The organism is Flavobacterium xylosi, from assembly GCF_042787345.1.
GTDB classification, from domain to species: Bacteria; Bacteroidota; Bacteroidia; order Flavobacteriales; family Flavobacteriaceae; genus Flavobacterium; species Flavobacterium xylosi.
Map to the genome: position 1 here is coordinate 127,414 of NZ_JBHZPZ010000008.1, position 16,410 is coordinate 143,823.

The 16,410-nt window shown below is 36.3% G+C and carries 12 protein-coding genes and 1 tRNA gene; 12 read left to right on the plus strand and 1 reads right to left on the minus strand.

All coding sequences use genetic code 11. From position 1 onward, the window contains the following. Nucleotides 1-75 precede the first annotated feature (75 nt). From ACFX5E_RS08600 to acs, 12 genes are all read left to right on the plus strand, one after another. A tRNA-Phe gene (locus ACFX5E_RS08600) sits at nucleotides 76-148 on the plus strand. A gap of 51 nt (nucleotides 149-199) precedes the next feature. Then, complete coding sequence (locus ACFX5E_RS08605; RefSeq protein ID WP_379854792.1) at nucleotides 200-484, plus strand: GIY-YIG nuclease family protein; 285 nt, start codon at nucleotides 200-202, stop codon at nucleotides 482-484. Between the two features lie 900 nt (nucleotides 485-1,384). Beyond that, nucleotides 1,385-1,924, plus strand: a complete 540-nt coding sequence (locus ACFX5E_RS08610) for a hypothetical protein (RefSeq protein WP_379854793.1) — start codon at nucleotides 1,385-1,387, stop codon at nucleotides 1,922-1,924. A gap of 344 nt (nucleotides 1,925-2,268) precedes the next feature. Then, nucleotides 2,269-2,688, plus strand: a complete 420-nt coding sequence (locus ACFX5E_RS08615; RefSeq protein ID WP_379854794.1) for an IS1/IS1595 family N-terminal zinc-binding domain-containing protein — start codon at nucleotides 2,269-2,271, stop codon at nucleotides 2,686-2,688. 102 nt (nucleotides 2,689-2,790) lie between these two features. Beyond that, nucleotides 2,791-4,170 (plus strand): porin, encoded by a 1,380-nt coding sequence (locus tag ACFX5E_RS08620; RefSeq protein WP_379854795.1) that lies wholly within the window; start codon nucleotides 2,791-2,793, stop codon nucleotides 4,168-4,170. 23 nt (nucleotides 4,171-4,193) lie between these two features. Continuing rightward, complete coding sequence (locus ACFX5E_RS08625) at nucleotides 4,194-5,729, plus strand: MFS transporter (RefSeq protein WP_379854796.1); 1,536 nt, start codon at nucleotides 4,194-4,196, stop codon at nucleotides 5,727-5,729. Between the two features lie 100 nt (nucleotides 5,730-5,829). After that, on the plus strand, nucleotides 5,830-6,057 hold the full coding sequence (locus ACFX5E_RS08630) for a DUF6814 family protein (protein ID WP_379854797.1): 228 nt from the start codon (nucleotides 5,830-5,832) through the stop codon (nucleotides 6,055-6,057). 138 nt (nucleotides 6,058-6,195) lie between these two features. Then, nucleotides 6,196-6,390 (plus strand): hypothetical protein, encoded by a 195-nt coding sequence (locus ACFX5E_RS08635; RefSeq protein ID WP_379854799.1) that lies wholly within the window; start codon nucleotides 6,196-6,198, stop codon nucleotides 6,388-6,390. After that, a complete protein-coding gene (locus ACFX5E_RS08640; RefSeq protein ID WP_379854801.1) occupies nucleotides 6,383-9,088 on the plus strand; it encodes an ATP-binding protein in 2,706 nt (901 codons plus the stop codon). Before ACFX5E_RS08635 ends, ACFX5E_RS08640 begins: the two co-directional genes overlap by 8 nt. A gap of 3 nt (nucleotides 9,089-9,091) precedes the next feature. Next, the gene (locus ACFX5E_RS08645; protein ID WP_379854802.1) at nucleotides 9,092-9,451 is read left to right on the plus strand and encodes a response regulator transcription factor; all 360 of its coding nucleotides are present in this window, start codon (nucleotides 9,092-9,094) and stop codon (nucleotides 9,449-9,451) included. A 59-nt stretch (nucleotides 9,452-9,510) separates the two neighbouring features. Beyond that, complete coding sequence (locus ACFX5E_RS08650; RefSeq protein WP_379854804.1) at nucleotides 9,511-11,412, plus strand: acetate--CoA ligase; 1,902 nt, start codon at nucleotides 9,511-9,513, stop codon at nucleotides 11,410-11,412. A 15-nt stretch (nucleotides 11,413-11,427) separates the two neighbouring features. Beyond that, complete coding sequence (gene acs / locus ACFX5E_RS08655) at nucleotides 11,428-13,335, plus strand: acetate--CoA ligase (RefSeq protein ID WP_379854805.1); 1,908 nt, start codon at nucleotides 11,428-11,430, stop codon at nucleotides 13,333-13,335. 133 nt (nucleotides 13,336-13,468) lie between these two features. Here the strand turns inward: acs and ACFX5E_RS08660 are convergent, their stop codons facing one another. Further along, nucleotides 13,469-16,357 carry an alpha-amylase family glycosyl hydrolase gene (locus ACFX5E_RS08660; protein ID WP_379854806.1) on the minus strand — a complete coding sequence of 963 codons (2,889 nt, stop codon included), beginning with the start codon at nucleotides 16,355-16,357 and terminating at the stop codon, nucleotides 13,469-13,471. Nucleotides 16,358-16,410: the final 53 nt, after the last annotated feature.

Genomic DNA, 16,410 nt, shown 5'->3' on the forward strand with positions numbered 1-16,410 from the left:
GTACGAATTGATTTTTTTAAAAAAATGTTTTGGATATACTAAAAATCATCCTATATTTGCACCCGCAATAAGAACGGTACCTTAGCTCAGATGGTAGAGCAATGGACTGAAAATCCATGTGTCCCTGGTTCGATCCCTGGAGGTACCACGAAACCCGAATAGAAATATTCGGGTTTTTTGTTTTTAAACCCTCCCAAAAATGCATCATCTTTATATTCTTTATTCAAAATCAGCTAATAAATTCTATATCGGAGAAACACATAATATTGATGAAAGAATAATAAAACACAACCAACATTCCTACTCAGATTCATTTACAAAAATTGCTAATGACTGGGAATTAGTTTTACTGTTAAATTGCTCGAACAGAGAAGAAGCCACTTTTCTTGAAAAATTAATTAAGAAAATGAAAAGTAGAATTTTTATCGAAAAAATTATTATTAACCACGCTATTTTGAAAGACATTCTATCTAAAAGAAAATAACATGTGCCCCTGGTTCTCCCGATCCCGAAGCGTCGGGACAGTACTGGAGGTACCACCAAACCCGAATAGCCCCGACGCTTCGGGATTCGGGTTTTTTGTTTTTAAACCCTTCCAAAAATGCATCGTCTTTATATTATTTATGGATCAAGTCCAAAACCAGATCAACTCCAAAACCTTTAGAGCTATAAAAATTAAACATGAATATTAGTAAATCTAAACCCTGCAAATCTTAATAAGATTTTCCTTTTACTACTTTTTTATCTCTTCATTTAAAGCGATAAAAAACCAGTCTTTTTTGCAAGTCAAATTTCTGTATGACCCGCCGTTACTCCAAAAACCATTTCAATAGCTTTATTAAAATTAAACCTCACAAAAACTCTTGTTAAACCTACGTAAATATTGAATTTAACAACGAAAACATTATAATCTTTAAACAGTGAGGTTAAGAGGTTCAGAGATGCTGGCTTTTTCTTGTTTTAACAATGAGAAATAAAGACATCAATTGGCATTTGCGACATTCAGTAATTTCTTTTAAGATTATTTTGACAACATTGACTCTTAATCTCATTGTTGATGACAGTGCAAAATAATCGGGATCCTTTTAGCGGACAGTCATAATTTCGATTTTTCGTCTACGACCCACTAATCCTATTAAAAAAAAGCAACACTATCTAGTTCTTTTTAACAGAAAAAATGGATTTCATTAACTGTATTCCCTAACTAAAAAACATAATTTTACTAAAGCAAACAAATGTTATTAAATGTAAATCAGAACTATTCGTACAACAATTTATTAAGAAATAAAATAAATTAACAAAACAGAAAGGGGAGGAAAATCAAAGGCCTTATAATTTATTTTAGTATTAAAGATTAGTGATTTAATATTAAATAAAGAAAGTCATGAAATCATTTATTATAATTTTGTTTTTTTTAGGGTCTATCACTATTTCTTATTCCCAAGACAAGAATGATAGTGATACAGAAGAAGAAAGTCTTAAATTAGAACAATTACCCGAAGTGGTAATTCGAAGTGCCGGAAAAGATTTCTCTGTTTATTTAACCGACAAAAATCCTGACGCAAGTGTCAGAGGAATGCAAGAGCAATTTATTAGCTATAATCTGGGGAAAGATTACGAAGGTTTTGATAGTTATTTAGTGACGATGGCAACCACAAATGGCTCTTTGGCAGCAACCTATAATGGAAATGGAAAACTAACACGTGTTGTAGAAAACTATAAAAACGTCAAACTTCCCAGCAAAGTGATTTATTCCATTTATAAAGAGTTCCCGGGCTGGCAAATTATCAACGACAAGTTTCTATACACTCAGGAAGATGGTGATGTTATCAAGAAACAATATCATCTTAAAATTAAAAAAAATAATGAAGTGCGTAAATTAGTAGTGCATCCAAACGGTGAAATTTTAAAACGAGTCGATTAAAATTTATAATCGTATTTAAAAAAATCTACATTAGTAGAACATAAAGGAAAGGGTTTAGTCTTTGAAAAAAGCTAAACCCTTTTTTATTTTTGGGATATAAAAGACTTCAACCGATGAAACCCAATTTAGGGGATACAATCCATCGTATTTAAAAAACAACCTAATTATTAAACAATCGCAGCCTTTACAAGTTGAGAAATCCATTTAAAAAACCAGCTTGCTTTTAGCAATATCTGATAGTTTTGCCAATAAAAATAAGGCTTTCGTAACTATTTTTATGTTTTTTTATGAAATCCTAAAAATAATAATTGCTAAATTACTATATTTATGCAAAATTTATATACATGGAACTTTTAACCTGTCCGAAATGTCAAAATGACCACATCGTGAAAAGTGGCGTAATCAACCGCAAACAAAGGTATTTATGCAAAAATTGCAAGTATTTTTTCACTGTAAATAAAATCGGAAAAAAAATAGACGATTACTATGTCACCAAAGCACTGCAGCTGTACCTGGAGGGTTTGAGCTATCGCGAAATAGAGCGCATTATCGGGGTTTCCCATGTCACGGTAAGCAACTGGGTTAAAACATTTAACATAAAAAAACCATCCCATGCCAACTACCATCCTACTTACAAGATATTAAGCCATTTAGAACTTATTGAATACCTTAAAAACAAAGACCAATTATCCGGAGCAGGAATGATTATCACAGAGCTTGGAGATAAGTTTATGCTTATAAAATGGGAGCGTTTTAAAGACTAACTATATCACTTTACACATATATATAACTTAATTTTTTTTATAAACAAAAAATTAGAATTTGGCACTTAATTAACCAACCATTTAAAAACCACAATTTTATTTATGAAAAAAATTTTTATTGTAGCGGCAGTTTTATTATTGTCGCTAAAAGGTTTTTCACAAGGCTCTACTGACTATGGAGCTGGATTGAAATTTAACCTGAACGAAGACGGTTCCAAATTCATGCGTGTAATTGCATGGAACCAGATCTGGATGCGTTCCGCTCAGATGAATCCAGGAACAATGATTGGTGGCGAAGCAACTTCAACTGCAACAGACATTGGTAATCGCCGTTTGCGTTTTCTAGCTTATGCACAAGTATCCAAAAGATACATGATCTTAACCCATTTTGGAATCAACAACCAAACTTTTATTAACGGTGGCGCAGCAGGAACCTCAGGTACTGGTGGCTATGGTGCCGGAAAAAAACCTGGTTTATTTTTTCACGATGCCTGGAATGAATATGCAGTTGTTTTACCAGAAAAAGATAAAAAATTTAGTTTCACCCTCGGTGCTGGATTGCACTACTACATGGGATTGTCTAGACTAACGATGGCTTCAACGCTAAACTTCTTAACCATAGACGCACCAATTTTTAACTGGCCACTAATTGAAAACTCTGATCAGTTTGCCAGACAAGTGGGTTTATTTGCTAAAGGGAAATATGGCAAACTAGAATACCGCGTTAGTTACAACAAACCTTATGCTACCAACTTAATACCTACCAACACCACGAATGCATCGAATGCCGTAGCTGTAGATAACAGTGGTATGACAAAATGGTCTAAGGCCGGTTATTTCGAATACCAGTTTTTAGATCAAGAAGCCAATGTATTGCCTTTTAAAGTAGGCAGCTATTTAGGAACTAAAAAAGTATTCAACATTGGTGCTGGTTTTTACACTGCGCCTGATGCCACAAAAACTTCTGTAAACAGCACGATCAACAAACATGATATCAAACTTTTCTCTGCCGATGTTTTTCTTGATATGCCAATTGGAAAAAAAGAAAACAAAATGGCCGTTACAGGTTACAGTGTCCTATATGATTATGATTTTGGTCCTAATTATTTGCGTAATGTTGGGATTATGAACATTGGCTCAGTAGATCCAAATTTCACAGGGAGTAGAGCTATAGCGGGAGCTGGAAATGCACAGCCAACGATGGGATCTGGAAATATTTGGTACACACAAGCAGGTGTTTTATTGCCATGTAAAGAAGCGAAACCTAAAATTCGTATCCAGCCTTTTGGTGCTGTTACCTATAAAAACTTTGATGCTTTGGAACAATCAAGCACACAGTTTGATGTAGGATCTAACTTTTTCTTAGATGGGCACCATGCCAAAATAACGGCACAATATTCAACTAGACCCGTATACACCTCTCTAACAAACCGCTCAGGATCATTAGGAGACTTCGTAGTACAACTTCAAATTTATCTATAAACCAACCAAAAACTAAATAATAAATGAGTAATAAATCAACAAAAGGAATTTGGAAAGTCATTTCCGCATCCTCAATGGGTACAATGATCGAATGGTATGATTTCTACATCTTTGGAAGTTTAGCCGTTGTCATTTCAACAAAATTTTTCCCTTCAGATAATCCTACAGCAGCTTTCTTATCCACCTTGGCAACGTTCGCAGCCGGATTCGTAGTTCGTCCTTTCGGAGCCCTTTTCTTCGGCAGATTAGGAGATTTAATTGGCAGAAAATACACGTTCATGGTTACGCTTTTGTTAATGGGTGGCGCCACGTTCTTAATAGGTTGTATCCCTAGTTATGAAACCATTGGATTCATGGCGCCTTTATTAGTATTAATTCTTCGTTTGCTTCAAGGTCTTGCACTGGGTGGTGAATATGGTGGAGCAGCGACTTACGTTGCCGAACATGCGCCAGTAGGACAAAGAGGATACTGGACTTCGTGGATTCAAACTACGGCAACGGTGGGTTTATTCATCTCATTGATGGTTATTCTTGCTACAAGAAATATCTTAACACCAGAACAATTTGATGAATGGGGATGGAGAGTTCCGTTTTGGTTATCCATAGTTATGGTTGGAGTTTCGTATTTGATTAGAAAAAACATGGATGAATCACCTGTTTTCGCCAAAGCTAAAAGCGAAGGAAAAACAAGTACAAATCCTTTGAAAGAAAGTTTTGGAAATCGATACAATATGAAATTTGTATTACTGGCTTTATTTGGAGCTACAATGGGACAAGGTGTTGTTTGGTATACTGGTCAGTTTTACGCCATGAATTTCATGAAAACAGTAATGTCCATTGACTCATCTCAAGTGGATACTTTATTAGGAGTTGCTTTAATTCTTGGAACCCCATTTTTCGTGTTTTTTGGTTGGTTGAGTGATAAGGTAGGTAGAAAATACATTATGATGGGCGGAATGTTATTGGCTATCTTATTATACAGACCTATCTACAAACAAATGTACGAAACCACATCAGTAAAAAACAAAACTGAAATGGTGGAAAAAACAACTATACTGGCTGAATTAAAGGAAACCAAAAAACAGACTATGGATTCAATCTACACTACCAGCAAAGAGTATGTGGATGGAACTACTTTTCAAGAAATAAAAACCGTACATTTAGAAAACGGTGTAGCAATCGTGGTGGATGGTAAAGCGAAGGTTGACACTAAAACAACTGTAAAAATTAATTCTAGTGACAATTGGACTTTAATATTTTTAGTATTCATACAAGTGATCTTCGTGACTATGGTTTACGGTCCTATTGCCGCATTCTTAGTTGAAATGTTCCCGGTAAAAATCAGGTACACATCCATGTCATTGCCATACCACGTAGGAAATGGAATCTTTGGGGGACTGCTTCCTGCTATTTCAACCTATTTTGTTACCAATGCGAAAGACCTAGGCCATCCGGAATTTTATCTTGAAGGACTTTGGTATCCAATTATTATTGCTTCAGTCAGTTTTGTAGTTGGAATGGTTTACATTAAAAATAAAGATAAAAACGCTCACGAATAAAAACGCAGCTATGAAATGAGCATCACTGCAATTGGGTTGCAAATACCAATGATGATATGCGAATTACATATGACCGCTAAAAAACAATAAATATCAACATATGAATCAGATAAAAAGAATATTAGGACTAGTTTGGATTGCATTAGCAGCTGCCGCAGCCTATTTTTGCATCTTCACATTTGGATTACCAAAATTGATGTCCGGAAAACAAGAAGACTTAGTTTTCGGAATAATTATACTCTTTATACTAACCCCATTAATTGTTTTAGGATTGGGAACCTTTGGGTACTTCTCCTTAATGGGAGATTACGATGAAAAAGACAGTTAACCAAACCATTACCAAAATAGACAATCTCTACATGTTTTTGCAGAGATTGTTTATTTTTTAAATAAAAAACACAGATTCGAATACAGAATCTATATAAAACGAAAGCACATTCCGCTGCAAAGCAAACTGCATTTTCTTATGAAAAAGAGACATGAACAAAAGTTGGTTATCCTTTCAATGCTAATGCTATTAGCTTTGAACATACCTCTTTTGCTTTTATTTGACAGTTCTAAACCGCTTTTTGGATTCCCAATAATCTATATTTATATCTTCTCGGCTTGGTTATTTTCAATTGCTACTTCCTATCTAATCATAAAACGATATTATGAATAGCATAGGACTTTTATTAATATTGTTGCTTTATTTATCTATTCTTTTTTACATTGCCTATTGGTCCGAAAAAAGAAGCCATTCTAAATGGACAAATAATCCCTACATCTATTCCCTTTCATTAGCCGTATACTGTACAGCCTGGACCTATTACGGAAGTATTGGTGTTGCTGCAGAATCTGGTTTGAGTTATTTACCCATTTATTTAGGTCCCATATTAATTATCCCAACGTGGATGATCATTCTTAAGAAAATTATCCGAATTTCGAGGGTAAATAAAATCTCCAGTATTGCCGATTTTATTTCTTTACGATACGGAAACAGTAGATTTCTGGGAGCTTTAGTAACTACGATTTGCATTGTTGGTATTTTACCTTATATATCTTTACAGTTAAAATCAATTTCAGACACCTTCCATATTGTTACAAAAACACAATCGGGTGACAATATTTTCACTGATACAACCACTTATGTTTGTATGGCGCTGGCTTTATTTGCATCCTATTATGGCACTAAATACGTAGATGCTTCCGAGAAAAGACGCGGAATCGTAACTGCAGTAGCCATGGAATCTATTTTGAAGTTAGTTTTCTTTTTGATCGTAGGGATTTATGTTACCTATTTTGTTTTTGACGGTTTTGATGACATTTATCAAAAAGCGGCTGTCCTGAAAGATTTCGATAAAAAAAATACGATTGGCGGCATTACAAACGGAATCAATTGGTTTTTTCTTTGCATTCTATCCATGTTTGCTATTTTCCTTTTGCCAAGACAATTCCACACTGCGATTGTCGAGAACAATAAAGAAACCCACATTCGAACTGCGATTTGGCTTTTCCCGTTGTACCTGCTACTTTTCAACCTTTTTGTATTCCCTATTGCTTGGGGAGGTAATATTCTTTTTGATGGCAAAGATCATAATGCAGATACCTATTCACTGCTGATTCCACAGTTATTTAACAATAATGTAATGACGGTGATGGTTTTTTTGGGCGGATTTTCAGCAGCCATTTCAATGATTATTGTATCTTCAATTGCGCTCGCCACGATGCTGAGCAACAACTTACTAATTCCGTATGGCTTCATTGGTTCACTAGAAAATTCTTCACAGGTAAAAAACAGCAAACGAATTGTAAACAGTAGAAAAATAGGGATTTTTTCTCTTATCATTTTGGCGTATGCCATCTATAGAATTTTCATTTTGGACTATTCTTTAGTTTCCATCGGATTGGTTTCCTTTGTCGTTATAGCCCAACTGGCTCCTTCCTTTTTTGGTGCATTATTCTGGAAAAGAGGCTCTAGATATGGTGCGGTAACTGGTATTATTCTTGGGTTTTTAACCTGTTTTTACACGTTGCTAATTCCGTACGCTATTGGAATCACAAAATCAACGAGTCTATTTATTCAGGAAGGACCTTGGGGAATTGAATTGCTAAAGCCTTTTCAACTATTTGGATTGGATTATTTAGATCCTATTCCGCACGCTGTATTTTGGAGCTTATTAATTAATATCCTGAGTTATTCTGCAGTTTCAGTGAGTTTCAAAGGCAATTACAGAGAACGCAATTATGCCGAAATGTTTGTCGATATTGACAAATACATCACCAATCACGAAAACGCTTTTGTATGGAAAGGAACCGCTTATATTTCTGATATTCAAAAAGTGTTGCAGCGATTTCTTGGAGAAGAAAGAACCAAAAGAGCCATGAATATTTTCAATTTAAAATACAATATTGATAAAAACATCACCACGGCCGATGCCCGATTTATAAAGTTTGCCGAGAATTTATTGACAGGACATATTGGTACGGCTTCCGCCAAAATTTTAATATCAAGCGTCGTAAAAGAAGATAAAATAAGCCTGACTGAAGTGTTACGAATTCTCGAAGAATCCAAAGAGAACATTATTATCAACAAGAAACTAACAGATACCTCCAACGAATTAAAAAAAATATCCATTCAACTGAAAAATGCCAATCAGGAATTGGTCAACAAAGACATTCAAAAAGACGAATTTCTAGACACAGTTACCCATGAGTTACGAACACCAATAACTGCCATTCGAGCTGCAAGCGAAATCCTTCATGATGACGACGATATTCCGGAAGAACTAAGAAAACAGTTCTTGCAAAATATCATTTCTGAATCGGATCGTTTGAATCGTTTGATAGACAAAATACTGGATTTGGAAAAATTCGAAACCGGAAAACAAAAAATCTATCTTTCGAAAAATAACATTTCCAAAACCGTTGAAAAAACGTTGCTTTCATTAAAGCAATTGATTAAAAATAAAAAAATAAGCATTGAATTCGATGAAGCTGCAAAAGAAATAAAAGCATTCTATGATGAAGAACGAATCATTCAGGTCATTTACAATTTGTTATCAAATGCCATAAAGTTCAGTTCCGAAACAGATGGAAAAATCAGCATCAAAATAAAAGAGAAAAAAGAGGTTGTTGAAGTCCGAATCCATAATAATGGCAAAGGAATTAAGGAAGAAGATTTTGAAGCCATTTTTGATAAATTTTATCAATCCCGAAATCAAAATGTAAAAAAACCAATCGGAAGCGGTTTAGGATTGGCCATTTGCAAACAGATTATAGAACATCATAAAGGAAAAATTTGGGCGGATAACACGGAGACAAATGGAGCAACATTTATTTTTACTCTACCCAATTATAATACTACTGAAAATTATTAAAAAATGAAAAAAATTTTAATTGTAGATGACGAACCAAATATTGTCATGTCACTTGAATACACATTCAAAAAGAACAATTTTGAAGTTTTCATTGCACGAGACGGACAAGAAGCCTTAGAAATTCTGAAGAACCAACTTCCGGATGTGATCATTCTGGATGTGATGATGCCCATGGTTGATGGCTACGCAACATTGGAACAAATTAAAAAAGATCCTCGACTGCAAAATTGCAGAGTCATTTTCCTAACGGCAAAAAACAAAGAAAAAGATATTGAAAAAGGACTTTCATTAGGTGCAAATTTATATGTACTCAAGCCTTTTTCGGTCAAAAAATTGGTCGAACAGGTCCAGGGATTGATTTAAGTTATTCGATTTCAACTTCATTGCGCGACTTTTTTAAACTATAAACAACCAACAACAAAATGAATTACAAAGATTTTTATACTAACAGCATCGATCAACCTGAAGCTTTCTGGAAAGAACAAGCGATGGAGATTGAATGGTATAATAAACCGGAAGCTATTTTATCAAAAGATGAAAACGGCTATCCGGTTTGGTACAAAGACGGAGAATTAAACATCTGTTACTTGGCATTAGACAAGCATATTCAAGATGGTTATGGAGATCAGGTGGCTCTTATTTATGATTCACCGGTCACACAAACGGTAAAAAAATACACTTTTTTTGAAGTAAAAACAGAGGTGGCAAAACTTGCCGGAGGAATGCTCTCGCTTGGTTTAAAGAAAGGCAACACCGCAATTATTTATATGCCAATGATTCCGCAAGCAGCTTTTGCAATGCTTGCGTGTGCTAGAATTGGCGTGACACATTCGGTCGTTTTTGGCGGATTTGCACCACATGAATTGGCTATTCGGATTGATGATTGCAAACCGAGAGTTATCCTAACCGCCTCTTCGGGAATTGAAATTGACCGATTAATCGCCTACAAGCCGTTAGTGGATGAAGCAATCGAATTAGCTTCACACAGACCAAAAAAAGTCATTGTTTTCAACAGAAAATTAGGAGCAAGAGTTCCGTTTAAAAAATATGATGTTGATTATGATGCCTTGGTTTACGGTTCGGAAGAAACACCTTGTGTTCCTTTGCATTCGAATCATCCGTTGTATATTTTGTACACTTCGGGAACTACGGGAAAACCAAAAGGAATTGTTAGAGATACCGGAGGATATGCCGTGGCATTGAAATTTTCAATGAAATACATTTACAATGTAAAAGAAGACGAGACTTTTTGGGCAGCATCGGATATGGGATGGGCAGTGGGTCACAGCTACATTCTTTACGGACCGTTATTAAACCGAAATACAACCATAATTTTTGAAGGCAAACCCATAAAAACTCCGGATGCGAGTACGTTTTGGAGAATTATTTCAGAGCATAAAGTAGGCACCATGTTTACGGCTCCAACCGCCATTAGAGCCATCAAAAAAGAAGATCCAGACGGAGAATTCATCAAACAATATGATTTAAGCCATCTTAAAAATCAATTTTTGGCGGGAGAACGTTGTGACAATGCCACACTGCAATGGTACCAACAGCACATTCCTATTCCTGTAATTGACCATTGGTGGCAAACAGAATCGGGCTGGCCAATGATTGCCAATTCCCTTGGTATTGAAAAAATGCCAGTCAAATCCGGTTCAGCCACAAAAGCAGTTTGCGGATATGATATTCGGATTTTTAATGAAAACGGTGAAGAATTAAATGCAAATGAAGAAGGCTTAGTGGTTGTAAAACTGCCGTTGCCTCCTGGAAATATGCTAGGCATTTGGGAAAACGAAGCACGTTTCAAAGCGGGTTATTTCAGCAAATTTGACGGTTATTATTTGTCTGGAGATGGTGGTTATAAAGATGAAGACGGTTACATTTTCATCACCGGAAGAACGGATGATGTGATAAATGTAGCGGGACATCGATTGTCAACGGCGGAAATGGAGGAAGTTGTTGCTTCCCATCATTCCGTGGCTGAATGTGCCGTTATTGGAATTCAAGATGAGTTGAAAGGGCAAATTCCTTTGGCTTTGGTGGTAACCAAATCAGGGGATGAAATCGAACATTATCAATTGGAACAAGAAATCATTAAACTGGTTCGACACCAAATTGGGGCAGTTGCTTCATTGAGAAATGTAGTGATTGTAAAGCGATTACCAAAAACACGCTCGGGGAAAATCCTGCGAAAACTGATGCGCAGCATTACCGATGGCGAGGAATTCCAAATTCCATCCACCATTGATGATGAATCCATTGTTGATGAAATAATTGCTGTTTTGAAAAAATATGAAATCGGAGTTTATAATACTAAATAAGAAAATATCATAACTATGAGTCGCTATAAAATTAACACCTTAGAAGAATACTTTAAAGAATACAAAAAATCAGTTCGCGAACCAAAAAAATTCTGGGACAAAATTGCTTCCGAAAATTTCACTTGGTACCAACAATGGGAAAAAGTGGTCGATTTTAATATGGCAGAAGCCGAAATAAAATGGTTTGTTGACGCTAAAGTAAACATCACTAAAAACTGCATTGACAGACATCTTGCTAAAAAAGGAGATAAAACTGCCATCATTTTTGAACCGAATGATCCCAATGAAGAAGCATTACACATTTCGTATAACGAATTGCACCAACGCGTTTGCAAAATGGCGAATGTTTTACGGGAGCAAGGCGTAAAAAAAGGAGATCGTGTTTGCATTTATTTACCAATGATTCCTGAATTAGCCATTACCACTTTGGCTTGCGCCAGAATTGGAGCTATCCACTCGGTTGTTTTTGCGGGATTCTCGGCTTCTGCTGTTGCTACCAGAATTAACGACAGTGATTGCAAAATGGTCATCACATCAGATGGTGGTTATCGTGGTAATAAAACGATTGATTTAAAAGGAATAATTGACGATGCATTGAACTCTTGTCCTGGAGTTTCGAACGTATTAGTGGTTAAAAGAACAAATACTTCCGTAAAAATGAAAGAAGGTCGTGACCAATGGCTGCAACCTCTTTTAGACCAAGCATCAGATAATAATGTTGCTGAAATCATGGATGCTGAAGATCCTTTGTTTATTCTTTATACTTCGGGTTCAACCGGAAAACCAAAAGGAATGGTGCATACTACGGCTGGTTATATGGTTTATACTGCTTATACTTTCAAGAATGTTTTTAGCTATGAAGAAAATGACATTTTTTGGTGTACTGCTGATATTGGTTGGATTACCGGACATTCCTACATTGTTTACGGTCCGTTATTGAATGGAGCCACGACGGTAATTTTTGAAGGAGTTCCCTCCTATCCTGATTTTAGTCGTTTTTGGCAAACTATCGAAAAGCACAAAGTAACTCAGTTTTATACTGCTCCAACTGCCATTAGAGCTTTGGCAAAAGAGAGCATCGAATACGTACAACGCTACCAACTAACCTCTTTGAAAGTTATAGGTTCCGTAGGAGAACCTATCAACGAGGAAGCCTGGCACTGGTACAACAACCACGTAGGAGACAAAAAATGTCCGGTAGTTGACACGTGGTGGCAAACCGAAACCGGAGGAATTATGATTTCACCAATCGCTTTTGTAACCCCAACAAAACCAACTTACGCTTCACTTCCCTTACCGGGAATTCAGCCTGTTTTAATGGATGAAAGACGCAACGAAATAGAAGGAAATCAGGTTACGGGAAGCTTGTGTATTAAATTTCCCTGGCCGGGAATTGCAAGAACCATTTGGGGAGACCACCAACGGTACAAAGACACCTATTTCTCTGCCTTTCCAGGTAAATATTTTACTGGTGATGGTGCTTTACGTGATGAAGTTGGGTATTATAGAATTACAGGTCGTGTAGATGACGTCGTTATTGTTTCAGGACATAATCTGGGAACTGCACCAATAGAAGATGCCATCAATGAACACCCGGCAGTTGCGGAATCAGCCATTGTTGGTTTCCCACATGACATCAAAGGAAATGCCTTGTATGGTTTTGTAATTTTAAAAGAAACTGGAGAGTATCGTGATAGAGAAAACCTTAGCAAAGAGATAAACCAACACATATCCGATCACATAGGACCAATTGCAAAACTGGATAAAATACAGTTTGTTTCTGGTTTGCCAAAAACACGTTCCGGTAAAATCATGCGTAGAATTTTGCGTAAGATAGCCGAAGGGGATTATTCTAATTTTGGTGATACCTCAACGTTGTTGAATCCAGAAATTGTAGATGAAATCAAAGATGGTAAAATTTAATTCTTTTTAGTTGTCTTAATTTGTTAAAAACTGCTTCCTTTATGGAGCAGTTTTTTTATACAAAAAAAGCTGTCCTTTTAGGGACAGCCTTTCAAAAATCAAAACAAACAAACAAACAAACAAACAAACCGTATTATTTCTTAATGAACTTCATCACCTGAACCTCATTATTCTCACTATACGCTTTTACGATATAAAGACCTTGATTCAAATCACTAATTATAAATTGATGTCCTTCGGATTGATTTGCATCAAAACTTTTTACCAATTGTCCACTGATTGAAAAAATCTGTACTTTAGAAGTAGTTTTATTTAAAGTAAAATAATTGGACGCTGGATTTGGATACAACAAAACCGTTGGTGATTTTTCGTAATCTGCTATTGCCAAAGATGCCGTTTTATTTCCATAAATTTTAAATTCGCCCGGTTGCAAAGTAATTGAGGCTGACGTACTAATCACATTGATAGAAGTATTATCCATCAAATTGTACCACTCACCGGTGTAAGGAAATCCAGTTGCTACATTTTGTGCGGTTACATTAAAATTAGCCAAGATCAAAACATCTTTAAGTTGGCTTGACGCCAAAGCAGAGTTTGTGATTTTTATATTTGGATACAGTGAACTTGTATTGGCAATGGTCGCAGTTCCCGAAAATACCGATTCAACAGATTTCATTGTAATCATCTTTGCCCAATCGTTATAAATTTTATTTCTATTGGTGTCTCCTAACCAATTATTTACCCATTGCGGTTGTGGCTTAGTGTCCAACTTACAATCGCCTGAAGCAGCATCAGTAGGAGTATTTACAGTTCCGTTATTACAAGTGAAGATAGAAGATTCCCAACCCAGTTCTCCAAACTGCCAAATCATTTTAGGGCCGGGAACCAACAAAGAGACAGCGCCCAAAGCTGACATTCTGGATAAAGCTACATTTAGTGTTCTTACATTATGGTCCGCAGTTGTATTGTTTCCAGATTGTACATTATTATACATCAGACGCTCCTCATCATGACTCTCGGAATACCCCATCAATCGGTGTGCAGTAAATCCTCTGCTTGTGGAGTTCATTCCAGAAATATTGGCCGCATAGCCTTTAGTCAGATTGTTGTACTGCTGAGTCATTATTCCCCACATCATCACTCCTTTACTTGGCGTCTCATTAAGTCTGTAATTTGCCCATTGTTGCTCTTCATCATTTCCGCCTAAGTGTTCGAAAATAACATAATGATTTGGATCTAAGCTCCATGAATAATCGGCATATTTTCGCAATACATCTACTCTATCTTGTTGTTTGCTACCTGTACAGTTTTCTTGACCACCAGCAACATTAGCAGGACAATTTTGGGTAAAACCTTTGGTTAAATCCCAACGGAAGCCATCAATTTTATATTCTTCTACCCATTGCTTAATCACACGTTGCACATAATTTTGTGTTCTGGGCTGTTGATGATTAAAATCTTCCCCAACACTATAACTGTGCATAGCTGTTGTATTAAAATAAGGGTTTTCAGTTGAAGGAGAACCCCATCCATCGCCATCAGGATCATTCATCCACATACGAAGCATCGGATTTCTTCCAAAAGCGTGATTTAAAGCGACATCAAGGATAACGGCAATTCCGTTTTGATGGCATGAATCCACAAACTCTTTTAACTTATCAGAAGTACCGTAGAATTTATCTAAAGCCATGTGAAAAGAGGTATTGTATCCCCAACTTTCATTGCCTTCATATTCCATCACGGGCATTAATTCAATTGCATTTATTTTCAAATTTTTGAAATAATCAATTTTATTAATCAAGTCCTGGTAGCTTCTGTTGGCGTCAAAATCGCGAACCAACAATTCATAAACCACTAATTTTTCCTTAACAGGCTTAACAAAATTTGTTGTGGCACTACTCCAAGTATAAGCGGCTTTTCCCGTTTGTAATACGGTAACTTCTCTTTCCTGACCTGCAGGATACGCCGGAAGATTTGGATAATTGATCACTGGAATCCCGGGATCATCAAATGGTGACAGAACAAGAGTCGAATAGGGATCGGCCGTTTTTACCAGAGATGGTGTTCCCGCAATTGGCGTTGCGTCCACCACCCAATACTGATAGGTATAATTTGCACCAGACGTCAATCCGGTTAATTCCAACCAAAACTTGCCAGAACCAGGATCCTTTTTCATGGCATAGCTCGCATCCGGTTGCCAGCTGTTGAAACTACCTGCGACGTATACGAAATCCTTTAACGGAGCGTCTAAAACTAAAGTTGCTTTTGCAACATCGGAAGTATTATAATTGATTCCATCCAATAATCCCATTGGGATTGCTTCTGAAACGGCTCCTGGATTAATGATTGCAGTAAATTTTTTGGTAACTATAGTAGTTCCCTGAGTTACTTCCAATTCATAGTTTTGGATGTCTTTAATGTTGGTTTGATTGAAGGAATAGCTGGAAGTACTCGGATTAGTATTGATACTTACCCCATTCGATTTTAAGTTGTAACTCGCCACGCCATTGGTGTTGGTGGCAGCTATAGAAAGACTTCCGCTGGAGGCGATTATAGTGGAGCTGTTTTGTAAAGGAGCTGTTAGATTTACTTGAAAAGCCCCGACTTCAGCTAAAATATCTTGTGATTTTTTGTCTCCAGTTCCATCTTTGGCTTTTATCAAAAAACCTATTTTACCTATTCCTGTCGTATTGTAATAAGTTGTGGGCGTAATCGTTTTTGTATAAGTATCATTACCCACATTATAGGTGAATTTACTCGCTTCGTCAGAAGCAGTCCAAGAACCATTCAGTGGGGTCCCTTTTTGGGTTGTGTCATTTATCTCAAAGGCCCATGCCCACATATATAAAGAATTTCCAGAAACTCCCCAAGCCGTTTCATTTACACTATTCCCATTAATGGTAATAGTGATTGATGTTGTCTCTTCAAAAGGACTTGGATTAATTGTATAAGTAACCGTTTGCTGCTGAGCAGAAACTACTATTGACAAGAAAAACAAAAATAAGAGAATAGTTTTTTTCATAACTTTTGGTTTTATAAAAAAAGGGCTATTAAAAAATAGCCCTTTTACGGTAA

Bases quoted from the DNA above. Each gene is read 5' to 3' on its own strand.
- ACFX5E_RS08605 (WP_379854792.1), top strand. From the start codon at position 200: ATGCATCATCTTTATATTCTTTATTCAAAATCAGCTAATAAATTCTAT.
- ACFX5E_RS08610 (WP_379854793.1), top strand. From the start codon at position 1,385: ATGAAATCATTTATTATAATTTTGTTTTTTTTAGGGTCTATCACTATT.
- ACFX5E_RS08615 (WP_379854794.1), top strand. From the start codon at position 2,269: ATGGAACTTTTAACCTGTCCGAAATGTCAAAATGACCACATCGTGAAA.
- ACFX5E_RS08620 (WP_379854795.1), top strand. From the start codon at position 2,791: ATGAAAAAAATTTTTATTGTAGCGGCAGTTTTATTATTGTCGCTAAAA.
- ACFX5E_RS08625 (WP_379854796.1), top strand. From the start codon at position 4,194: ATGAGTAATAAATCAACAAAAGGAATTTGGAAAGTCATTTCCGCATCC.
- ACFX5E_RS08630 (WP_379854797.1), top strand. From the start codon at position 5,830: ATGAATCAGATAAAAAGAATATTAGGACTAGTTTGGATTGCATTAGCA.
- ACFX5E_RS08635 (WP_379854799.1), top strand. From the start codon at position 6,196: ATGAAAAAGAGACATGAACAAAAGTTGGTTATCCTTTCAATGCTAATG.
- ACFX5E_RS08640 (WP_379854801.1), top strand. From the start codon at position 6,383: ATGAATAGCATAGGACTTTTATTAATATTGTTGCTTTATTTATCTATT.
- ACFX5E_RS08645 (WP_379854802.1), top strand. From the start codon at position 9,092: ATGAAAAAAATTTTAATTGTAGATGACGAACCAAATATTGTCATGTCA.
- ACFX5E_RS08650 (WP_379854804.1), top strand. From the start codon at position 9,511: ATGAATTACAAAGATTTTTATACTAACAGCATCGATCAACCTGAAGCT.
- acs (WP_379854805.1), top strand. From the start codon at position 11,428: ATGAGTCGCTATAAAATTAACACCTTAGAAGAATACTTTAAAGAATAC.
- ACFX5E_RS08660 (WP_379854806.1), bottom strand. From the start codon at position 16,357: ATGAAAAAAACTATTCTCTTATTTTTGTTTTTCTTGTCAATAGTAGTT.